The sequence below is a fragment of the Rhizobium sp. CF080 genome (assembly GCF_000282095.2).
In the GTDB taxonomy this organism is placed as follows: Bacteria; Pseudomonadota; Alphaproteobacteria; order Rhizobiales; family Rhizobiaceae; genus Neorhizobium.
The window spans coordinates 242,763-263,847 of sequence record NZ_AKKC02000016.1 but is presented as its reverse complement, the minus strand read 5'-3'; the positions used below and the strand labels follow the sequence as shown (position 1 = coordinate 263,847).

Sequence of the window (21,085 nt, the reverse complement as noted above, 5' to 3'; positions counted from 1 at the left end):
GGCCTTCTGGTTCGGTAAATATATCCGTCCTAAGACGCCCGTTTCGGCGCTCCGCCGTGAACCGCGACGATCAGGCGCGGATTGGCCTTCGCCGCTTCAAGCGCGGTGCCGGCCTGCAGGCGCAGTTCCTGCGGGGAAAACGCGTCCACAGTGAGCGCCGCGCCGACCGACAAGCCGATGCCGCTCGTGCCGTCGGAGGCGGCAAAGACGAGATTGTCGGTGATCGAGGCGATCAGCCGTTCGGCGATCGTTTGCACGCTGTCGCGGCCGACGTCGCGGAAGACGAAGGCGAAATCGCCCTTGCCGATGCGCGCCAGGAAATCGTTCTTCTTGATCGCCTTGCGGAAGATCGAGGCGGCCTTCTTGACGATCCGGTTGACGGCCGGATCGCCATAGGTGCGGGCGAGGTATGCAAGGTCGGTGAGCGTCACCAGAAACAGTGCGGTATCGCGGCTGTCGGCATCGACGCCATAGAGCGCCTCCAGCCGTTCGGCGAGAGCGGCATGGTTCGGCAGCGAGGTCAGCCGGTCGCGCAGCGTCACCGAGCGGGCGACGGATGCCTCGCGCTCGGCCTTGACGAGACGATCGGCGCCCGATCTCAGGATGGCTTCCAGCTCGGTTTCGGCGACCACGGCATCGGAGAGCGAGACGCTTAAGTATTCGATCTCGGCGAGAATGTCCTCAGGCCCCGCATTGCTGTCCTGGCGCAGGCTGCGCGCGACGGTTTCCAGCACCCGGGTGAAACCCTTCTTCTGGGTAACGCCGCTGACCATCTTGTCCCGAAGTTCCAGCAGCAGCTTGATTTCCTGATCGCGCCCCCTGACGGGCATGAGCGCAACGAAAGCGGGGAGCTGGTGCCGCAGTCCCATCTCGTCGAGCACCGTCTGCGAAGGGCCGGCCGGGAGTGCCAGCACCTCGCGCGAAAGGGCCGGATCGCCACCCAGCAGCGCCTCGTGGAAGAGTTCGTAATTGCGCGGCAGGCCGCTCACGTCCAGCTTGATCATGAGCTGGATGACAGCCTGCAGGCTGCGATCCTGTCCAGTTCTGCTCGCTTCGCCCGCCATCTCTCGTCCCCACAGGTTGATCCGGCCAACAGATCCGGTTTGTTCGATTGTGCGACAAGCCATGCGGCACCGGCTTTTAACATTTGCTAAAAAGGACGGGATCGTCGGGAGTTACGGTTAAAGGATCGTCCAGACGACCGATCGAATGCGATCCATGAAATTTCCTGACTGGATTCAAAAGGGAATTTGCTTTCAATATCCCGGGCCGAACATCCGGATCAGGAGCCTGCCATGACCCGTATTCTCTATTCGCTCTGCGGTGCCGACGAGAGCCGCCCGTTTTCGCCGCACTGCTGGAAAGTCGTGCAGGCGCTTGCCCACAAGGGCCTCGATTTCATCGAGAAGCCGACGCCGTTCACCGAGATTCCCAGCCTCGAAGGCGGGTTTTCGAAGACCGTGCCGATCCTTCGGGACGGCAACGAGCTGATCCGCGACAGTTTCGAGATCGCGCTTTATCTGGAGGAGGCCTATCCGGACCGCCCGACGCTGTTCGGCGGACCGGCCGGCAAGGCGCTCGCCCGTTTCGTCGAGGGTTTTTCCCAGATGGTGGTGCATACGGCGATCACCAAGATCGCGGTGAAGAACATTCATGACATGCTCGGCGAAACCGACCAGGTCTATTTCCGCACCAGCCGCGAGGCCCGGCTCGGCAGGACGCTGGAGGAGATGGAGGCGAGCCGCCAGGCCGAGATCGACGGTTTCGCGCCAAAACTGGAGCCGATCCGCCACGCCCTGAAATATCATGACTTCATCGGCGGCGACGGACCGCTTTTCGTCGACTACATCCTGTTCGGGGCGCTGCAGTGGATGCGAGTCACCGCCGGCGCCAAGGTGTTTTCCGACAACGATCCGGTCGGGTTGTGGTTCGAACGCTGCCTCGATCTCCACAATGGCGTCGGGCGCAGTGTGACAGCGGCGTGAAATTGCCGGAACCCCCTTGTTTCCAGTGAAAGGGGCGGGTAAAGACCCCGCACTTTCCCCCTTATTCAGGGGCCACAGGAAACGAAGGATAGAACAATGGCGATTGAACGCACGTTTTCGATGATCAAGCCGGATGCCACCAAGCGCAACCTCACGGGCGCCATCACCAAGGTGTTTGAAGACAATGGCCTGCGCGTCATCGCTTCCAAGCGCGTCTGGATGAGCAAGCGCGAAGCCGAAGGCTTCTACGCCGTTCACAAGGAACGCCCGTTCTTCGGCGAACTCGTCGAAGGCATGACCTCCGGCCCGACCATCGTCCAGGTTCTGGAAGGCGAAAACGCCATCCTGAAGAACCGCGAGATCATGGGCGCCACCAACCCGGCCAACGCCGACGAAGGTACCATCCGCAAGACCTTCGCCCTGTCGATCGGCGAAAATTCGGTTCACGGCTCCGACGCTCCGGAAACCGCCGCCCAGGAAATCGCCTACTGGTTCTCGGAAACCGAGATCGTCGGCTGATTTGAAATCTGAGGTCGGGAGCCTCGAGCTTCTGATCGGGACAATCAAAACCGGAGCCCTGGCTCCGGTTTTTTTATGGGCCGGCCTCGTGTGGCAGGCGTGAGCTGCCGTTCATGCCGGGCAGTTGGCGTCCCGGCCATAGTCCACCGTGCCATCCGGCTTGAAGACGTCGGGGTTCCGCTCATAGCCGGCTCCGAGTACCAGCGGCTTGCTGGGAAGCACCGATTGGTCGACATCCGAGACGAGCTGGGTCTTCAATTCCTGCAGCGTCTGTCCGCCCGCATCCACTAGCCGGATATCCACGGAATAGGGCTTGTCCTTGCGCACGCAGCGGACATTTGGGCTCTGCAGGGTAATCTTGTCCCATGCGGGGAAGATCTTTTCGTTGATGACGATCGGGTCGCCACCTGCGGGGTCGTCGAATTTGGCGATCGCCACGGTGCCCTCCGGGATCGGCCCGGTCTTCTTCAGCGTCACGAGATAGGTGGCGCTGGCGACCCGGTAGTTGAACACGAAGATGTGCCCGCTGACCTCCACCAGCTTTTCCGTCTCGCGCTGGCAGGCGGCAAGAGTGAGGGCTGTTAGGCTGAAAACCACAAGCCGGCGCATCATGACACGGCCTCCTTCTTCCTGCGATGATAATGGCGGTTGGCTTTGACGCGATTGCCGCACACCGCCATGTCGCACCAGGTGCGGCTGCGGTTTTTGCTGCGGTCTATGAACAGCCAACCACAATTGCCGCAGATCTTCATCCGCGAGATTTTCTCATCGGCAAGCAGCCTGAGTGCCGAATGGGCGGTCGCCGCCTCCAGCGAGTTTTTCCCGGCGCGGTGCAGGATGGCCGCCGTCGCTTCGAGGAAATCGGCAAGCAGCGTCTGTGCGTCGTCACCCAGCACCCGGGCGCGAAAATAACGGTCGATCGCTTCGCGCATCACGATGAACGGCGTGCGGTTCTTGGGTTCTACCGGCGCGAGATCGCCGAACAGCGCCCGCTCGGCGGAGAATTTTTCGGCCGCCTTCGGAAAGGCGTCCATCTGTGGCAGTTCGGCGAAACGATCGATGCTGTGCTCGGGGTCGAAGCGCAGGATCACGCTGTTGGCGACATCCAGCGCCAGCGCGCCTCCGGCAAAACGATGCGGGGTCCAGGAAAAGCTCATGGCGATATTATAACTGGTAAAATACGGTTGACCAGTTATATTCGATATCGCTATCGGAGTGCCCATGGCCTATCTGCTGCAGCAACTGGCGAACGCGGTTCCGCTGGCGGCGCTCTATGCGACGCTCGCCTTCGGATATTCGATCGCCTTTGCCGTGACGAAGCGGGCCGACATTACCTATGGCGCGATCTTTGCCTTTTCCGGCCATCTCTACCTGCTCTTTGCCCATTTCGGCTGGAACCGGCTGTGGCTGATCCTGCCGGCCGCCTTGGGGCTCGGTGCTGCGGCCGGGATCGCCGGCGGCATCGGGGTAGGGGTGACGATCGGGCAGCTGGTGATGCGGCCGCTTGCAAAGATATCGCCGAATGCGGTGATCGTCGCCTCGCTCGGCGCGCTGATGGTGCTGATGGAGGGCGCCCGGATCGCCGCCGACACCCGCGAGCTTTGGCTGCCGCCTTTTCTCAACGATGCGATCGTCTTCTGGCACGCAGACGGCTTTCCGGTGACGCTGACGCTGATCCAGCTCATCAACATCGCCGTGATGCTGGTGGTCATCGGCCTGGGCTATCTGGTGCTGGCGCGCACCCGGTGGGGCCGCATGTGGCGGGCGGTCTCCGACGATCCGCTGGCGGCGGAACTTTCGGGCACCAATTCCGCGCGGGTCTTCGTCGTGGCCTACGCGGCGGCGGCACTCTACGCCTCGATCTGCGGCGTGCTCGCCACCTCCCATTACGGCACGATGGATTTTGGCGCTGGCCTACTGTTTGGGCTCAAGGTCGTGCTGATCGCCGCAGCAGGCGGCCATTCAAACCCGCTGCGCTCGGCGGCCGGCGCCGCCGTCATCGGGCTCGCCGAGACGCTCTGGAGCGGCTACGGCCCGATCGTCTGGCGCGACCTTTTCGTGGTCGCCGCCCTGGTCATGGTGCTGGTGATGAGCCGGCGGGAGCGGGTGGTGCCTTAGGTCACCGCCACTTGTCGCGGGCGGTATCGTCGGTGTCCTTGGCGGCGATCCAGTCGCCTTGGCGGCCGTCGGCGGCGTGTTCCTTCTTCCAGAAGGGGGCCGAGGTTTTCAGGAAATCCATGACGAAATTGGCGCCGTCGAAGGCCGCCTGCCGGTGCGGGGCGGCGGCGATGACCAGCACGATGTTTCCACCGGGCAGGATCTTGCCGTAGCGGTGGATGGCGGTGAGGCCGAGCAGCGAGAAACGCTCGATCGCCAGTTCCCCGATGCGGAGCATCTCCGCCTCCGCCATGCCCGGATAATGTTCGAGTTCGAGTGCCGACAGGGCACCCTGCTCGTCGCGGCAGAGGCCCGTGAAGGTGACGACGGCGCCAATATTCTTGCGGCCGGCGGTCAGGGCCGTGATTTCGGCCTGCAGGTCGAAGTCGGTCGCTTGGACGCGAATGCTGGGGGTGATTATCGACATCTGTCGTCTCCATTGCCGTGGGGCGAGTTTGCCTCACCGGCTCCCCGCCCTTCGCTTTGGCTCAGAGCGTTCGTCGCTGAAATCGATTCACGGGATCGATTTCTCCGCCCTCGCCAGACCGCTTCTCACCCGCCCGTCATCGGCGGGAAGATACCGATCTCGCGCGCACCGGCGATCGGTTCGTCGTGTTCGGCATGTTCCTGGTTGATCGCCACGCGGATGACCTCGGGGAACTGCAGGGCGTTTTCGTATTCCTCGCCTAATGTCGTCAGATGCGCGAGCAGGTCGCCGACGGTGACGACGCTTGTCGGCAGGTCGAGATCTTCCTCCGGTTTGCCGATCCGTTCGCGCACCCAGGCGAAATAGACGAGTTTGACGCTCATTCTTCGTCCACCAGATGTTTGACGCCGGCTTTGAAATAGTCGTAGCCGGTGTAGAAGGTGAGGATGGCGGCGATCCACAGAAGTGCAATGCCCATCTGGGTCGTGTAGGGCACGATCTTGTCGCCGGCAGGCCCGGCCAGCAGGAAGGCGATCGCCACCATCTGGATCGTCGTCTTCCACTTGGCGATGCGCGTCACCGGCACGGAGACCTTCAGCGCGGCGAGGTACTCACGCAGGCCCGAGACCAGGATTTCGCGGCAGAGGATGGTGATTGCCGCCCAGAGCGACCAGCCGGCGATCGTCTGGTCGGCGGCGAGCAGCAGCAGCACTGCGGCGACCAGCAGCTTGTCGGCAATCGGGTCGAGCATCCGGCCGATATTCGACGTCTGGTTCCAGATGCGGGCCAGATAACCGTCGAGATAGTCTGTGAGCGACGCGACGGCAAAAAGCACCAGCGCCGTCCAGCGCGCGACATCGGAGCTTTCAAGCTGTCCCTCGACAAAGAAGCAGCCGACGATGATCGGCACGGCCAGGATGCGCGCATAGGTCAAAAGATTGGGAATGTTGTACGCGCGCGACGCCATGGAAAGCCTTCCGGATGTTTGTCCCTAGTTGATGTGTTGAGGCCGAAGCGTCAACAGGGTTTCGCGGCTTTTTTGCAGACGATTGCGTCGGAGGCGTTTGGGGCTTGTCTGATATGGCAGGGTGAGGGGTAGATCTGCGGCGATTAGTCCCTTACCCCGCCCGGTTCTCGTGGAAATGATTGTAGATCTGTTTCGCCACGGCCTCCGAAATGCCCTCGACGGCCATGAGGTCGGTGAGGCCTGCGCGCGACACGGCCTTCGCCGTGCCGAAATGCTGCAGGAGCTTGCGCTTTCGGCCGGGCCCGATGCCGGAGATCTCGTCGAGCGGGTTCTTGACCATCTCCTTCTTGCGCCGCGCCCGGTGCGAGCCGATCGCGAACCGGTGCGCCTCGTCGCGCATGCGCTGGATGAAGTAGAGGACCGGATCGCGCGGCGGCAGCGAGAAGTCGGATCGGCCGTCGGCGAAGAACCGCTCGCGGCCGGCATCGCGGTCGACGCCCTTGGCGACGCCGATCGCGGTTACCAGGTCGCGGATGCCGAGCTCGTCCAGAATGGCGCGTACCGCCGTCATCTGGCCCTGGCCGCCGTCGATCAGGATCACGTCCGGCCAGGCGGGGAAGGCGGCATCGGCCGCATCCTCGGCGCTGGCGCCGGCAGCGGCCGTGCGGTCCGGAATGCCTTCTTCCTTGAGGAGGCGCGAGAAACGGCGGGTCATCACTTCCCGCATCATGCCGAAATCGTCGCCGGGGGTGATCTCCGTCGATTTGATGTTGAACTTGCGGTACTGGCTCTTCACGAAACCTTCCGGCCCCGCCACGACCATGCCGCCGACGGCATTGGTGCCCATGATATGCGAGTTGTCGTAGATCTCGATCCGGCGCGGCACGAAGGGCAGGCCGAAGGTCTCGGCCAGGCCCTGCAGCAGGCGGGCCTGCGACGAGGTCTCGGCAAGCCGGCGGCCATGCGCCTCGCGGGCATTTGCAAGCACGTGATCGGTCAGGTCCTTCTTCTCGCCGCGCTGCGGCACGGAGATCGTCACCTTGTGGCCGGCCTTTTCGCAAAAGGCGAGCGCCAGCAGGTCCTGTTCCTCGACGGTTTCCGACAGCAGGATCTGTTTCGGCACCGGTTTGTCGTCATAGAACTGGGCGAGGAAGGCATTGAGCACTTCCGCGCCCGAGAGCTGCGGATCGGCCTTCGGGAAATAGGCGCGGTTGCCCCAGTTCTGGCCGGTCCTGAAAAAGAACACCTGGATGCAGAAGAGGCCGCCTTCGTTGTAGATGGCAAAGACATCCGCCTCCTCGACGCCGGCCGGGTTGATGCCCTGATGGCTCTGGACGTGGCTGAGCGCTGCCAATCGGTCGCGATAGATCGCGGCGCGCTCGAAATCCAGGTCCTCGGAGGCTTCCGCCATCTGGCGGGCGATCGCCGACTTGACGTTCTGGCTCTTGCCCGAGAGGAAATCCTTGGCTTCACCGACCAGCGCCGCATACCCCTCGTCGCTGATCTCATGGGTGCATGGCCCCGAACAGCGCTTGATCTGGAAGAGCAGGCAGGGGCGGGTGCGGGTCTCGAACACGCTGTCGGTGCAGGTGCGTAAGAGAAAGGCGCGCTGCAGCGAGTTGATGGTGCGGCCGACGGCCGCAGCCGACGCGAAGGGTCCGAAATAATCGCCTTTGCGCGCCCGCGCGCCGCGATGCTTGAAGATCGCCGGTGCCCGGTGGTCGCCGGTGATCATGATATAGGGGAAGGACTTGTCGTCGCGCAGCAAAACGTTGAAACGCGGCCGCAAGCGCTTGATGAGATTGGCCTCGAGCAGCAGCGCCTCGGTTTCCGTCCGCGTCGTGACGAATTCCATATGGGTGGTTTCGCGCACCATCTTGGCGATGCGGTTGGAATGGACGCGGCCTTGCGCATAATTGCCGACGCGCTTCTTGAGGCTGCGCGCCTTGCCGACATAGAGAACGTCCTGCGCATCGTTGAACATGCGGTAGACGCCCGGCGCATTCGGCAGGTGCTTGACGAACTCGGCGATCAGGTCGGCGCCTTTCAGGCCGCTGTCGTTCTTCCAGCCTTCGTTCCAGTCGATCGACGCAGCAGGGCCTTGGCTCGGCTCGGCCACCGGCGTTTCGTCGTCGTCTTCTTCCGTCTCGTCATAGAGAACGCCGCCGTCGGGCAGCTTCGTTCCGTTCATTCCATAGTCTCCGCCGGATGTCGGCATCCGGCCTTGGCGATTCGATCCCTGTGCTCATGACATGTGCGCGCGACCGGCAGCTTGTCAAAATATTGCGGTGAAGCGCCCCGATTCCCTGAACAAAGGCCGCTGCCGGAGAAATAGTGTCTCCGCGCCGATTTTGAAAGCGTCGAGAGGCAATCCTCCTCCTGAAGGCGCAGGGGGCAAAAAGGGCTGCCCGGAAGGGGTTCATTCAAGGCAGAAATTCGGCATCGCAACGCGCGGATGTCGGCCAGACGATTGCGCGAAGCCAGGAAGGAGCTATTTCCGGCGATCAATTCTTATTTTGTCGGGAGCAGGGCTGGCGTTTTGTTCGGGATATAAGTGGAATTGCCGGAAAGGGATCGGCGTCAGGTCGCGCGTCAAGTCGTATTGACGTAGTTATTCTTGTGATTTAAGAAGTAAGTAGCAAATGTAAAAATATTTATATTTAAAGTAAGTATTGGTTAGGGTTAACGAAATGCCTGTTGCGATACAGCAACATCCAAGTTTGGCCTTCTGTGCGCCACAATCAATTCACATTTCGGCTCTTTCTATTCCTCAATTGAACGCCACATTCCATTTCAGCGGGCAGGGAACCAATGTGTCGCCAACCATGTTGTCGCGGCGAATTCCCGGCGCAGCAGTAAAAGGAGAAAATGTATGCGTACTCTCATCGCAACTCTGATGGCCTCGGCAGTCAGCTTCATCGCCATCTCCGCGGCCAATGCCGCTGATGCCGTTGATCAAGTTCCGCAGGCCCCGGTTGCAGTCGAAGAGCCGGCGCCGGTTGCAAACTGGCAGGGTTTCTACCTCGGTGGTTACGGTCAGTATGACTGGGGTCGCTTCGGTGGTGGCGACCGTGACGGCGCGTTTGGTGGCGGTGCTTACACCGGTTACAACTTCCAGACCGGTTCGATCGTATACGGCATCGAAGCCGATGTCGGCTACAGCGGTGTCAAGAACACCACGATCGAAGGCTTTGAAGGCAAGGCCGGCGTGAACGGCTCTGTCCGTGGCCGCGTTGGTTACGACCTGAACCCCTTCCTGATCTACGGTACGGCCGGTGTTGCTTTCCAGAACAACGAACTGGATGACGGCGTCACCTCCGACGACAAGACCTCGGTCGGTTACACGGTCGGTGCCGGTGCCGAAGCCTTCGTCACCAGCAACATCACCGCTCGTATCGAATATCGTTACACCGATTTCGCCGCCCAGGATTACGATCTCAGCGCCGGTTCGGTTTCGAAGGGCTTCGACGATCACAGCGTCAAGGTCGGTATCGGCGTGAAGTTCTAAGTTCGATAGCCTTAACAGGCTGGGGAAAGCCCGGACTTCGGTCCGGGCTTTTTTTGTTCAGGCTGCCGATTTCATGGCAGTATACGAGGCGAAGCGCTTGGCGAAGACATCCGGCCAGGAGGCGAGTTCCGGACGGCCCTCGGCCCATTGGCCGTTGAAGCGCAGATCGAGATAACCGATTGTCGCGGCCAGCGCGAAATGGCCCCCATGCAGCTTCTTGCCGGTCTTCGGTAGGTTGTTTTCGAGATGGTCGAGCCCGCGCACCACCTTGCTCCACTGCTTGTCGATCCACGGCTGGTGGACCTTCTCCTCGTCGCGCGAGCGGCGCTCGTAGACGATCGCCAGAAGGCAATCCATGATGCCGTCGCAGAGCGATTCCAGCACCTCCGCCTCGGTGCGTTTCGCATCCTTCTTCGGATAGAGCTTGCCGCCGGACCGGCGGTCGAGCCAGTGCATGATGGCGATGCTGTCGTAGATCGGCGGCTCGCCCTCGCGGATCAGAACAGGGATCTTGCCGAGCGGGTTGTTGTTCACCAGTTCCGGCGGGGAAGCGTTGGTATCGGTCTTCACCTCGGTTATCTCGATGCCGAGATGGCGCGCCGCCATGCGCACCTTGGCGGAATAGGGCGAGGCCGGGGAGTAGAGCAGCTTCATGGTCGTGTCCTCTCGATAGATTTCAGCACAAGCCGGTCATTTCGCCGGCGGCAGGGTGATCTGGCTGATCCTGCAGCCGTCCCGGTCCACTTCGGCGCAATCGCGGAACTGCAGGTCCTTGCTGAGACAGATGCGCACCTCTTCCAGCCGACGGCCCTCGCAGCTCGTCGAAATGCCGCGGCGGCTCATGCCCGGATTGGCGGCGACGAATTTTTCTTCGATCTGGTCGGCCGACAGCGTCACACCGGTGTCGCCGCGCGACAGGTCGGCGGGCAGCTTGATGCGGGCAAAGGCCTCGCGCAGCTTGCCGAAATATTCACGCTGGCTGAGGCCGGTGCAGCTTCCGTGCTTGCGCCACTGATGTCCGATCAGGCCCATAGACGGCATGATGTCGAACAGCGGTTCGCCGAGCGATTGCGGCACGCGGCCGGGCTCCCTCGTCTCGCAGAAATCGGGATAACCCTTTTCGTACTGCGGCCACAGACCGTGGACGATGAAGCGGAAATCCTTGTCCGTGCTGCATTGCTGGTCGTTCCTGTTCCCGCCCTGCGAAGCGCAGAAGGTCGGCGACCAGGAAAGCGACAGGACGTAGAAATCGAACTGTCCCGCATGATCCTGCCGATTGTCCGAACGGCGCTCTTGGGCGGAGGCCGTGGACGCGAAAAGGGCGAGGAAAAGAAAAGCGATAAATCGGTTGGTCATCGGCCGCCCCCCTGCAATGCGGCGCACCATGGGCGGGAAGCCGCGCCCGGTCAAGCGTCCGGATCAAGCTCGTTGTCGACGGTCTCGCCGGTCAGCCAGAAGGCTCGCTGGGAGGCGAACCGATCCTGCGCCAGGACGGTTTTCACGGTCGGCAGAAACGCGTGCAGCTCGTCCTTCAGCGTGAAGGGCGGGTTGACGATGATCAGCCCGGAGCCGGAGAGCCCGGTCGTCTCGCGGTCGCTTTGAACGGTGAGTTCGGCGCACAACATTTTCGGGATGTCCAGCGCCTTCAGCTCGTCATGGAAGGCCTTGAGCGGCGCGCCCTTCTTGATCGGATACCAGAGGCAAAAGGTGCCACCCTGAAAGCGACGCCAGCCGGTCGACAGGCCCTTGACCAGCCGCTTGTATTCGCCTTCCTCCTCGAAAGGCGGATCGACGAGTACGATGCCGCGCTTTTCCTTCGGCGGCAGATGGGCGCCGAGCGCCAGCCAGCCGTCGAGTTCGGTGGCCCGCACCTGGAAGTCGCCCTCGAACAGATTGTGCAGGCGGTTGAAATCTTCCGGATGCAGTTCCATCGCCGACAACCGGTCCTGCGGGCGGAACAGCATGCGCGCGAGTTTCGGCGAGCCGGGATAGAGTTTCAGCGCGCCGGTGGGGTTCAGCTCCCGGACCGCCGTCAGATAAGGTTCCAGCAGGTTCGCGACCTTTTCCGGCAGTTCCGCTTCCATCAGCCGGCCGATGCCGTCGCGCCACTCGCCGGTCTTCTGCGCCTCGTCCGAGGAAAGGTCGTAGAGCCCGATGCCGGCATGGGTATCCAGCACCCGAAACGCCTTGTCCTTGTTCTGGGCATAGCGGATCAGCCGCGCCAGGACCGCGTGTTTCAGGACATCGGCGAAATTGCCCGCGTGATAGATATGCCGGTAGTTCATCGTTGCTGGTGTCTCGCTTGAATTAAATTGATGCGCTGCAAATCACGCTTTTTGCGGGCGTCAGCTTGCAATATAGAAAAGCCATGAACGTTGCGACTCCGATTACCGCGAAAACCTCCCTCGGCCACAATTCGGTCGGCCATACAGTCTGTCCGCACGACTGTCCGTCAGCTTGTGCGCTGGATATCGATCTGACCGCCGACGGCAGGATCGGCCGGGTGCGTGGGGCGGCCGACAATACCTATACGGCCGGCGTCATCTGCGCCAAGGTCGCCCGGTATTCCGAACGGCTCTACCATCCCGGCCGGCTGATGCACCCTAAGCGCCGCGTAGGCGCCAAGGGCGAGGGGGCCTGGCAGGAGATTTCCTGGGAAGCAGCCCTCGACGAGATCGCCGATGCCTTCGTCAAGGCCGAGGCGAAACACGGTTCGGAGGCGGTCTGGCCCTATTTCTATGCCGGCACGATGGGTCAGGTGCAGCGTGATTCCATCGAGCGCCTGCGCCACGCGAAAAAATATTCCGGCTTCTTCGGCACGATCTGCACCAACATGGCCTGGACCGGTTACGTGATGGGCACCGGCGCGCTTCGCGGTCCCGATCCGCGCGAGATGGCGAAATCCGATTGCGTGGTGATCTGGGGGACGAACGCCGTTTCCACCCAGGTCAACGTCATGACCCATGCGGTGAAGGCCCGCAAGGAGCGCGGCGCCAAGATCGTCGTCATCGACATCTATGACAACCCGACCATGAAACAGGCGGACATGGCGCTCACCGTGCGGCCCGGCACCGATGCCGCACTCGCCTGCGCCGTCATGCACATCGCCTTCCGCGATGGTTATGCCGACCGGGCCTACATGGCGACCTATGCCGACGATCCGGCCGGCCTCGAGGAACATCTGAAGGCGAAGACGCCGGAATGGGCCGCCGCCATCACAGGACTGTCCGTCGAGGAGATCGAGACCTTCGCCAAGCTCGTCGGCACGACGAAAAAGACCTTCTTCCGGCTGGGCTATGGTTTCGCCCGCCAGCGCAACGGCACGGTGGCCATGCATGCGGCGCTCTCGATTTCGACCGTCCTCGGCGCATGGCAATACGAGGGCGGCGGCGCCTTTCACAACAACGGCGAGATTTTCCGGCTCAACAAGTCGGAACTGATGGGCACGGCTTACGCCGATCCGGATATCCGCCAGCTCGACCAGTCGCAGATCGGCCGTGTGCTGACCGGCGACGCGGAAGCGCTGCGTTACGGCGGGCCTGTGACGGCCATGCTGATCCAGAACACCAACCCGATGAACGTCGCGCCGGAACAGCGCCTCGTCCGCCAGGGTTTCTTGCGCGAAGACCTGTTCGTGGCGGTGCATGAGCAGTTCCTGACCGATACGGCCGAAGTCGCCGACATCGTCCTTCCGGCCACCATGTTCGTCGAGCATGACGACCTCTACCGCGCCGGCGGGCAGCAGCATATCCTGCTGGGTCCGAAGCTGGTCGAGCCGCCGTCGACGGTGCGCACCAATCTCTTCGTCATCGAGGAACTGGCAAAACGCCTCGGCGTCGATCATTTCCCCGGTTTCGGCCTCGACGAGCGCCAGCATATCGACCGCATCCTCAAGGCGAGCCACTGGGGCGCCTACGAGGACCTGGCGCGGACCAAATGGATCGACGCCCAGCCGGATTTCGAAACCGCCCACTACATCAAGGGTTTCGGTTATCCGGATGGCAAATTCCGGTTCCGGCCGGACTGGGCGAACGGCCCTTCGCCGGACAAGCCGCCGAAAAATGTCGGGCCTTTGGGACCGATCGGCGAACTGCCGGTTTTCCCGGATCAGGTCGATGTCATCGAAGCGGCCGACGAAGCACACCCGTTCCGGCTGGCAACTTCGCCGGCCCGCAGCTTCCTCAATTCGTCTTTCACCGAGACGAAAAGCTCCTACGAGCGGGAAGGGCGGCCGGAAGTGATGATCGAGCCGACCGATGCGGAACGCCTCGGCATCATCGACGGCGATATCGTCCGGCTCGGCAACGGGCGCGGCGAGATCCGCCTGCATGCGAAGCTCGTGGCCGGCGCGAGGCCGGGCGTGCTGATCGCCGAGGGCCTGTGGCCGAACCACAAACATCTAGACGGCGAGGGCATCAACGTGCTGACCGGCGCCGACGCCGTGGCGCCCTATGGCGGCGCCGCCTTCCACGACAACAAGGTATGGCTTCGCAAGGACACAGCATGACGGATACGCATGAACGGGCGACCATCGTCAGCGACGAAACGCTGTCGAACGGCTGGACGCGGCTTTCCAGCTACACGCTTGACTACACCGACCGCGGTGGCGCGACCCATCGCCTCCGCCGCGAGATCTTTCACCGCACCCCGGCCGCCTGCATCCTGCTCCATGATGCCAGGCGCGACATTGTCGTGCTGGCAAAGCAGTTCCGCCTTCCGGCCTACCTGACCGGCGATCCCGCATGGATGATAGAGGTTCCGGCCGGCCTGCTGGACGGGGACGGGGCCGAGGAAGCGATCCGCCGCGAGGCGATGGAGGAGACCGGCTATCGCGTCCGCGACGTGAAGTTCCTGTTCAAGGCGCTGACTTCGCCCGGTTCGGTGACCGAGGTCGTGCATTTCTTCTACGCGCCGATAGACCTTTCCGACCGCGTCGAGGACGGCGGTGGACTGGCTGAGGAGCACGAGGATATCGAGGTTCTCGAACTGCCGCTCGACGAGGCGGTGGCGATGATCGGCTCCGGCGAAATCATCGACGCCAAGACGATCATGCTGCTGCAATGGGCTGTGATAAACCGGGCATCGCTCGCAGGCTGACACGGCACCTGCCGCACGGTGACGACCGGGGCTTGCTGCTGCACGGGTCCGCATCGGGAGCGGGTCCCGATGCCCGGTACGATTTCGCGGAGTTCGCAGCCTGTTTCAGTCGCCGTGCGAATGTGACTTGACCTTGTGCTTCCCGGATTTCACATCTCTGTCACGAACTGCAGTTATGCGCTGCCCCTTGATAATCACCTATATGATCAGGAGAAAGCCCATGTGGCTCAGCAATTTCACCCTCGTTCTGCCGGACGAGGTGGTGGACGCAGGTTCGGTGCGGATTGAAGATGGCGTGATCGCCGAAATCCGCGCCGAACCGGTCGCCGGCGCCGTGATCGACGGCGGCGGACGGTTGCTGATGCCGGGTTTCGTCGATCTGCATGGCGACATGATCGAGCGCGAGATCGCACCGCGGCCGAACGCCCAGATGCCGATCGATTTCGGCATCCACGAACTCGACAAGAAGCTCGCCGCAGCGGGCGTCACCACGGCTTACGCAGCCGTCTCCTTCGCCACCGAAAGCGTCTACGGCCATGTCCGCTCGCTGGAGACAACCTCGGCCGTGATCGAGGGCATCAACCGCCTGCGCGACAACCTGCTGATCGACCACCGCGTCCACGCCCGCTACGAGATCACCAATATCGGCGCCGCGCCGACGCTGGAACGGCTGCTGAAGGCCGACGAGATCGACATGGTGTCGCTCACCGACCACACGCCGGGCCAGGGCCAGTACAACAATCTTGCCGCGTACATCGCCAGCATTTCCGAACGCCGGGCGATTACCGAGGAGATGGCTGCCGAAATCGTCCGCAAGCGCATCGCCATGCGCGACAACCCCGATATCGCGACAAAGCTGACGGATATCGTCGGGCTCGCCCTGAGCCACAAGCTGTCGCTGGCCTCTCATGACGACGACAGCGTCGAGAAGGTCGCCGAAATGTTCGATCTCGGCGTGACGATCAGCGAATTCCCCGTGACGCTGGCGGCTGCCGAGGAAGCCCGCCGCCGCGGGCTCTGGACGCTGATGGGCGCGCCGAACGCGCTGCGCGGCCGGTCGATGTCCGGTAACCTGAGCGCGCTCGATGCCGCCGCGGCCGGCCTGCTGACAGTCATTGCCGCCGACTACCACCCGGCGGCCTTCGTGCCCGGCATCTTCAAGTTGGCGGATGTGTCGCAAGGCGGTCTGCCGGCGGCCGTCGCCATGGCGACCGGCAATGCCGCCCGCTCCGCCGGCCTGACCGATCGTGGCGAGATCACTGTGGGCCAGCGCGCCGATCTGGTCGTGGTGGAAAAGGGCGACGTGCACCGCATCCGCGCCACCTTCCGCGCCGGCCGCTTCGTCTACAGCGACGGCACGTTGCATCCGCTCCGGGCGCTGGCGGCCTGAGGTTCGGAGGGAGCCTATTCTTCCCAGGACCTCTGGTTTTTTGGCAGCCGGCCTGTCGGGTCGATGACCGTCACTTTGTGCGGCAGGTCGGCGCTCCAATTCCAAAGGACGAGATTGCTGATGGATCGCCCGGCTCTGTGGGCGAAAGACGGAACGATTATTCCGGCATACTCACTGTGAAGATTATCGTGGATCACCCATGACCCGGGTCGTTTATTGTCGGAAAGGGCGGTCGCCCAGGCCGACCCCATGACCTCAAGGGAAATACCAAGTTCCTGCCTCGATACTTCATCCGTCAGATCTGCGATATCGTCGCAATCGATGTCATAGGAGCAGATCGTCAGCGGATGGATCTTATGGCCAAAGCCCTGGCTTGCCTCGGTGATTGCGCCTTCGATCGAGGTGGCGAGATAGAGCGCCGACACGCCTTTGGGATTGAAACGGGCGCCGCGAATGGCGGCACCATCGCCGGATGTCGGACTGATCGCCCAGCGAGGATCGTGCGCGCGGTAACAGACGCCCTGGAACCTCAAGCAAAGCCGCCGAGCGCAAGATGATCGAGATAGTCGCGCAAGGCGGCTGCCTTGCCGTTCTTGACGATGCTCTCTGCTGTCCGGCCGCCAAAAGCCGGAATGGGCTCGGCACGATACCAGGCGAGCGCCTGCCGTTCGCTTCCTGCCCATTCGCTGACGCGATGGATGATCTCCGCCATTTCACCGATCCGCGTGGTTACTGCGGGGGACTGGGCGCGCTCCTTGCGCTGGAGCGTGTTGGCGGAAAGTCCGGCCGTCTCAGCCAGTTCGCGTTTCGAGATCCCGAGGCGGATGGAGACGGCTTCGGCTTCCATCGAAGGCATCCCTAGATCGGGAATTCTCTGAGTTGTACTGGCCATGTCCGGTCTCCTGTACGAAGATTGCGTACAGAATGTAGGACGTGAGGCGCCGCTTGTCGAGTGCGGCGCTTAGCTGCCCGCCGAGAAGATCCGCTGATCCGCGACATCGATCGTTGTGCCGGGTGAGGTGATCGCCCGGTCGCCCTCCATCCGCACCTTGCCTTCCGCCAGCAGCTTCAGCGCCAGCGGGTAGAGCTTGTGCTCGACCGTCAGCACGCGGCCGGCCAGGGTCTCGGGAGTGTCGTCGGCAAGCACCGGGACGGCTCCCTGGGCGAGGATCGGGCCTTCGTCCATGCCTTCGGTGACAAAATGCACGGTGCAGCCGGCAATCTTCACGCCGGCCTCGATGGCCCGTTCATGTGTGTGGAGACCCGGAAAGAGCGGCAGGAGGGCAGGGTGGATGTTGAGGATCCGGCCTTCGTAGCGGCTGATGAACTCGGCGGAGAATAGCCGCATGTAGCCGGCGAGGCAGAGGATATCCGGGTTCACTTCGTCGAGTGCGGCGAGGATCGCCGCCTCGTGTTCGGGTTTGCCGGCGAAACCCTTGCGTTCGAAGACGAAGGTCTTGATGCCGCGGGCTTCCGCCTTGGCGATGCCGCCGGCCGTTGGTTTGTCGGAGAATACGGCGACGATCTCGGCGGGGAAGTCCGGCGCAGCGCAGGCTTCGGCGAGTGCCAGCATGTTGGAGCCGCCGCCGGAGATGAACACGGCGACGCGCTTCTTGCGCACCGTTTCTGCCGCGGATGCGCTCATAGGCCGAGGGTGCCCTGGTAGATCACGCCGGCGCTGCCTTCGGCGCGTTCGACCATGCGGCCGAGCGGCACGACGATCTCGCCTTCATTGGTGAGGATATTGGTGACGGCCTGGGCGTTTTCAGGCGCGACCACGACGATCATGCCGATGCCGCAGTTGAAGGTGCGCAGCATTTCCTTCGACTCGACGCCGCCGGTTTTTGCCAGCCAAGAGAAGACGGGCGGCACGGGGATGCTGTCGAGATCGACTTCGGCCGCCAGGTGCTTCGGCAGCACGCGCGGAATGTTCTCCGGAAAACCACCACCCGTGATGTGGGCGAGTGCCTTCAGCCCGCCGGTCTCACGGATCGCCTTCAGGAGCGGCTTCACGTAGATGCGGGTGGGCGTCAGAAGCGCCTCACCCAGAGTCATGCCCTCACGGAAGGGGGCGGGTGCATCCCAGGCGAGGCCGGAAAGCGTTACGATCTTGCGGACGAGAGAGAAGCCGTTCGAATGGACGCCCGACGAGGTCAGGCCGAGGATGACGTCGCCGGCAGCGATATCGCCGACCGGCAGGAGCTGGCCGCGTTCGGCAGCGCCCACCGCAAAGCCCGCCAGATCGTAATCGCCGTCGGAATACATGCCGGGCATTTCGGCGGTCTCGCCGCCGATCAATGCGCAGCCCGCCTCGCGGCAGCCGGCGGCAATGCCGGAAACGATCGCCGCGCCCTGGTCCGGATCGAGCTTGCCGGTCGCGAAATAGTCGAGAAAGAGCAGCGGCTCTGCACCCTGGACCACGAGATCGTTGACGCACATGGCGACAAGGTCGATGCCGACGGTGTCGTGGAAATTGGCATCGATGGCGATCTTCAGCTTGGTGCCGACGCCGTCATTGGCGGCCACCAGGATCGGATCGGTGAAGCCGGCGGCCTTGAGATCGAAGAGGCCGCCGAAGCCGCCGATCTCGCCATCGGCGCCGGGGCGGCGGGTGGAGCGCACGGCCGGCTTGATCTTCTCGACCATCAGATTGCCCGCGTCGATATCGACGCCGGCATCGCTATAGGTGAGACCGTTCTTGCCCGCCTCGCTCATCGTTCATCTCCAATGATCGTTATAGCGGCCCGCAATTGCACGACATGGCGCCGGATGCAAGCGTTGGACGCGGTTTTGAAGGCTTTTCACAGGCCTTGCTGCACCGCTTCCTAACCCTTGACCTGGGTTGCGGGCTTCCCTATCCCTTTTTTGCCCGGGCAATTCAGAGGAAGCGGCGATGGCATATCATATCAGTGGCGCGAGCCTGAAGCGCTACGTCTTCTTCTGGGTCGGCGTTCTCATCGTCTTCGTCGTCTTCCTGTGGTTCTTCCGTTCGATCCTGCTGCCCTTCGTCGCCGGAATGGCGCTCGCCTATTTCCTCGATCCGGTGGCCGACTGGCTGGAACGACGGGGGTTGAGCCGCCTGATGGCGACGGTGCTGATCCTCGTCGGCTTCGTTCTGGTCTTCGCGCTGTCGCTGATGCTGGTGATCCCGATCATCATCAACCAGTTCACCGAGTTCGCTGCCGCCCTGCCGGGCTATATTTCCCAGTTGCAGCAGATCATATCGAGCCCGGAAAGCTCGTTCCTGCCCCATTGGATCAGCGCTCAGATCGAGACGGTCAAGCAGAACTTTTCCGAGGTGCTGAGCCAGGGCGCCGGTTTCATCGGCTCGCTGCTCGCCCAGATCTGGAATTCCGGCAAGGCGATCATCGACGTCGTGTCGCTCTTGATCGTCACCCCCGTCGTTGCCTTCTATATCCTGCTCGACTGGGACCGCATGGTTGCCAAGGTGGATAGCTGGGTGCCACGCGACCAGGTGGCGACGGTGCGCGAGATCGCCCGGGAAATGGACGAGTCGGTCGCCGGTTTCATTCGCGGCCAAGGCTCGCTCTGCCTCATCCTCGGCATCTTCTATGCCGTCGGCCTGTCGGTCGTCGGACTGAATTTCGGGCTTCTGATCGGCTTCATCGCCGGCATGATCAGCTTCATTCCCTATATTGGCTCGCTGATAGGCCTGGTGCTTTCGGTCGGCGTGGCGCTGGTGCAGTTCTGGCCGGATTATCCCTGGATCCTCGCCGTCGCCGGCGTCTTCTTCGTCGGCCAGTTCGTCGAGGGCAACATTCTGCAGCCGAAGCTGGTCGGCGAAAGCGTCGGGCTGCATCCGGTCTGGCTGATGTTCGCGCTCTTTGCCTTCGGCGCGATATTCGGCTTCGTCGGCCTGCTGATCGCGGTGCCGGCCGCCGCCGTGGTGGGCGTGCTTGTCCGCTTCGTGCTGTCGCGGTATCTTGACAGCGATATTTATTACGGCCGGGCGGCCGTTCTTCCCTGGGAAGAGGCCGAACGGCCGCATGTGCTGGAACATGCCGAAACTGGTGCCGGGATAACCGCCCCGAATGACCCTCACGCGAATGACTCTCAGAAGAGCATTTGAAAGACCAATGACCGAGACGAGCGAGCGCGAGCGGCGCAGACACGAGCAGTTGCCGCTGCAATTCACCCATGATGCGGCGAGAACCCGGGACGACCTCCTGGTGTCCGGACGCCTGGCTGCGGCCGTCGCGATCGTCGACGAATGGCCGGCCTGGCCGTCGCCGGTCGTCGTGCTGGCGGGTCCGGTAGGGTCGGGAAAATCGCACCTGGCGCATATCTGGCGGGAAAAGGCGGGTGCGGCCGACATCCATCCCGTCGTCGGCTCGGATGCCGCGACAATGGCCGCGGCAGGTCCGGTCCTGTTCGAGGATGCCGAACGCCGCGGTTTCGACGAAACCGAACTCTTCCACGTCATCAACAGCGTGCGCGAGAACGGCCACAGCCTGTTGATGACGTCGCGCCTCTGGCCGGTTTCCTGGGGCGTCACCCTGCCGGACCTCAAATCCAGGCTGAAGGCGGCGACGGTCGTGGAAATCGGTGAGCCTGACGAGGATCTGCTGGCCCAGGTGATCGTCAAGCTGTTCGCCGACCGCCAGCTCTATATCGATGACAAGCTCGTGGGCTACATCGTCAACCGGATGGAACGGTCGCTCGGTGCGGCCCAGACGATCGTCGAGCGGCTGGACCGCCTGGCGCTGGCGCGCGGCACCCGGATAACCCGACCGCTCGCGGCCGAAGTACTGAACGATTTTGGGAATTCCGGAACCGGCGCCGGCACTGACGATTGACTGTGACAAGATGGTTGCCGAGTTTATGGTGTTGCGTAACGATTTGCCCGACTGGGACGAATGTCGCGCAACGGATGAGATGAGGGTGGCAAGTGCATACGTTCGCCATCCTCATTCCTGTGCTTGTCACAGGAATCCAGCAACCGCGCGTCTGCGCGGTGAAAGGCTCTTCTCAGCCCAAGGACTTGGGCTGGCTGGATCCCTGTGACAAGCACAGG

The 21,085-nt window shown here is 62.7% G+C and carries 23 protein-coding genes; 9 read left to right on the top strand and 14 right to left on the bottom strand.

Annotated features, from left to right (window positions below):
* Positions 1–29: 29 nt before the first annotated feature.
* Entirely contained in the window at positions 30–1,064 is a 1,035-nt protein-coding gene (locus PMI07_RS31540; RefSeq protein WP_007769569.1) for a GGDEF domain-containing protein, read from the bottom strand.
* Positions 1,065–1,295: 231 nt separating this feature from the next.
* Between PMI07_RS31540 and PMI07_RS31535 the strand changes: the two genes are divergently transcribed.
* Together PMI07_RS31535 and ndk are read left to right on the top strand one after the other, a co-directional pair.
* Positions 1,296–1,985, top strand: coding sequence for a glutathione S-transferase family protein (locus PMI07_RS31535; protein WP_007769582.1), 690 nt, complete (start codon positions 1,296–1,298; stop codon positions 1,983–1,985).
* Between the two features lie 96 nt (positions 1,986–2,081).
* Entirely contained in the window at positions 2,082–2,504 is a 423-nt protein-coding gene (ndk, locus tag PMI07_RS31530; protein ID WP_007769585.1) for a nucleoside-diphosphate kinase, read from the top strand.
* 111 nt (positions 2,505–2,615) lie between these two features.
* Here the strand turns inward: ndk and PMI07_RS31525 are convergent, their stop codons facing one another.
* Together PMI07_RS31525 and PMI07_RS31520 are read right to left on the bottom strand one after the other, a co-directional pair.
* The gene (locus tag PMI07_RS31525) at positions 2,616–3,113 is read right to left on the bottom strand and encodes a hypothetical protein (protein ID WP_037088840.1); all 498 of its coding nucleotides are present in this window, start codon (positions 3,111–3,113) and stop codon (positions 2,616–2,618) included.
* Positions 3,113–3,661 (bottom strand): CGNR zinc finger domain-containing protein, encoded by a 549-nt coding sequence (locus tag PMI07_RS31520; RefSeq protein ID WP_007769590.1) that lies wholly within the window; start codon positions 3,659–3,661, stop codon positions 3,113–3,115. The genes PMI07_RS31525 and PMI07_RS31520 overlap by 1 nt, the downstream gene beginning before the upstream one ends.
* A 64-nt stretch (positions 3,662–3,725) precedes the next feature.
* Here PMI07_RS31520 and PMI07_RS31515 point away from each other — a divergent pair, with 64 nt between their 5' ends.
* Positions 3,726–4,622: a branched-chain amino acid ABC transporter permease gene (locus PMI07_RS31515; protein ID WP_024164339.1), complete on the top strand. Its 897-nt coding sequence runs from the start codon at positions 3,726–3,728 to the stop codon at positions 4,620–4,622.
* Position 4,623: 1 nt separating this feature from the next.
* On the opposite strand, the gene PMI07_RS31510 is transcribed toward PMI07_RS31515, so the two are convergent.
* From PMI07_RS31510 to uvrC, 4 genes are all read right to left on the bottom strand, one after another.
* Positions 4,624–5,088, bottom strand: coding sequence for a molybdenum cofactor biosynthesis protein MoaE (locus PMI07_RS31510; protein WP_007751725.1), 465 nt, complete (start codon positions 5,086–5,088; stop codon positions 4,624–4,626).
* A 125-nt stretch (positions 5,089–5,213) separates the two neighbouring features.
* Positions 5,214–5,471, bottom strand: coding sequence for a molybdopterin converting factor subunit 1 (moaD, locus tag PMI07_RS31505; protein WP_007751723.1), 258 nt, complete (start codon positions 5,469–5,471; stop codon positions 5,214–5,216).
* Complete coding sequence (gene pgsA, locus PMI07_RS31500) at positions 5,468–6,055, bottom strand: CDP-diacylglycerol--glycerol-3-phosphate 3-phosphatidyltransferase (protein ID WP_007751721.1); 588 nt, start codon at positions 6,053–6,055, stop codon at positions 5,468–5,470. Before pgsA ends, moaD begins: the two co-directional genes overlap by 4 nt.
* Before the next feature lie 151 nt (positions 6,056–6,206).
* A complete protein-coding gene (gene uvrC, locus PMI07_RS31495; protein WP_007751719.1) occupies positions 6,207–8,246 on the bottom strand; it encodes an excinuclease ABC subunit UvrC in 2,040 nt (679 codons plus the stop codon).
* Positions 8,247–8,927: 681 nt separating this feature from the next.
* Here uvrC and PMI07_RS31490 point away from each other — a divergent pair.
* Positions 8,928–9,563 (top strand): outer membrane protein, encoded by a 636-nt coding sequence (locus PMI07_RS31490; protein ID WP_007751716.1) that lies wholly within the window; start codon positions 8,928–8,930, stop codon positions 9,561–9,563.
* Positions 9,564–9,620: 57 nt separating this feature from the next.
* Here the strand turns inward: PMI07_RS31490 and PMI07_RS31485 are convergent, their stop codons facing one another.
* The 3 genes from PMI07_RS31485 to PMI07_RS31475 are packed head-to-tail and all read right to left on the bottom strand — an operon-like array spanning position 9,621 to position 11,848.
* Positions 9,621–10,217 (bottom strand): glutathione S-transferase, encoded by a 597-nt coding sequence (locus PMI07_RS31485; RefSeq protein ID WP_024164338.1) that lies wholly within the window; start codon positions 10,215–10,217, stop codon positions 9,621–9,623.
* A 36-nt stretch (positions 10,218–10,253) separates the two neighbouring features.
* On the bottom strand, positions 10,254–10,919 hold the full coding sequence (locus tag PMI07_RS31480) for a ribonuclease (protein WP_007756470.1): 666 nt from the start codon (positions 10,917–10,919) through the stop codon (positions 10,254–10,256).
* A 50-nt stretch (positions 10,920–10,969) separates the two neighbouring features.
* Positions 10,970–11,848: a 23S rRNA (adenine(2030)-N(6))-methyltransferase RlmJ gene (locus PMI07_RS31475; RefSeq protein ID WP_007756473.1), complete on the bottom strand. Its 879-nt coding sequence runs from the start codon at positions 11,846–11,848 to the stop codon at positions 10,970–10,972.
* Positions 11,849–11,931: 83 nt separating this feature from the next.
* On the opposite strand from PMI07_RS31475, the gene PMI07_RS31470 reads away from it, so the two are divergent.
* The 3 genes from PMI07_RS31470 to PMI07_RS31460 all read left to right on the top strand — a co-directional run bounded on the left by PMI07_RS31470 (position 11,932) and on the right by PMI07_RS31460 (position 16,050).
* Entirely contained in the window at positions 11,932–14,070 is a 2,139-nt protein-coding gene (locus PMI07_RS31470) for a molybdopterin oxidoreductase family protein (RefSeq protein WP_007756481.1), read from the top strand.
* On the top strand, positions 14,067–14,660 hold the full coding sequence (locus tag PMI07_RS31465) for an NUDIX domain-containing protein (protein WP_007756484.1): 594 nt from the start codon (positions 14,067–14,069) through the stop codon (positions 14,658–14,660). Before PMI07_RS31470 ends, PMI07_RS31465 begins: the two co-directional genes overlap by 4 nt.
* A 220-nt stretch (positions 14,661–14,880) precedes the next feature.
* On the top strand, positions 14,881–16,050 hold the full coding sequence (locus tag PMI07_RS31460) for an alpha-D-ribose 1-methylphosphonate 5-triphosphate diphosphatase (protein WP_024164337.1): 1,170 nt from the start codon (positions 14,881–14,883) through the stop codon (positions 16,048–16,050).
* A gap of 14 nt (positions 16,051–16,064) precedes the next feature.
* Here the strand turns inward: PMI07_RS31460 and PMI07_RS31455 are convergent, their stop codons facing one another.
* The 4 genes from PMI07_RS31455 to purM form a co-directional block, all read right to left on the bottom strand.
* On the bottom strand, positions 16,065–16,583 hold the full coding sequence (locus PMI07_RS31455; protein WP_007761015.1) for an RES family NAD+ phosphorylase: 519 nt from the start codon (positions 16,581–16,583) through the stop codon (positions 16,065–16,067).
* Entirely contained in the window at positions 16,580–16,906 is a 327-nt protein-coding gene (locus tag PMI07_RS31450) for an antitoxin Xre/MbcA/ParS toxin-binding domain-containing protein (RefSeq protein WP_037088754.1), read from the bottom strand. Before PMI07_RS31450 ends, PMI07_RS31455 begins: the two co-directional genes overlap by 4 nt.
* Before the next feature lie 105 nt (positions 16,907–17,011).
* A complete protein-coding gene (purN, locus tag PMI07_RS31445; protein WP_007761008.1) occupies positions 17,012–17,695 on the bottom strand; it encodes a phosphoribosylglycinamide formyltransferase in 684 nt (227 codons plus the stop codon).
* Positions 17,692–18,765, bottom strand: coding sequence for a phosphoribosylformylglycinamidine cyclo-ligase (gene purM, locus PMI07_RS31440; protein ID WP_024164336.1), 1,074 nt, complete (start codon positions 18,763–18,765; stop codon positions 17,692–17,694). The genes purN and purM overlap by 4 nt, the downstream gene beginning before the upstream one ends.
* A 178-nt stretch (positions 18,766–18,943) precedes the next feature.
* Here purM and PMI07_RS31435 point away from each other — a divergent pair, with 178 nt between their 5' ends.
* On the top strand, positions 18,944–20,140 hold the full coding sequence (locus PMI07_RS31435; RefSeq protein WP_007765372.1) for an AI-2E family transporter: 1,197 nt from the start codon (positions 18,944–18,946) through the stop codon (positions 20,138–20,140).
* 7 nt (positions 20,141–20,147) lie between these two features.
* Positions 20,148–20,867 (top strand): DnaA regulatory inactivator HdaA, encoded by a 720-nt coding sequence (hdaA, locus tag PMI07_RS31430; RefSeq protein WP_007765370.1) that lies wholly within the window; start codon positions 20,148–20,150, stop codon positions 20,865–20,867.
* Positions 20,868–21,085: the final 218 nt, after the last annotated feature.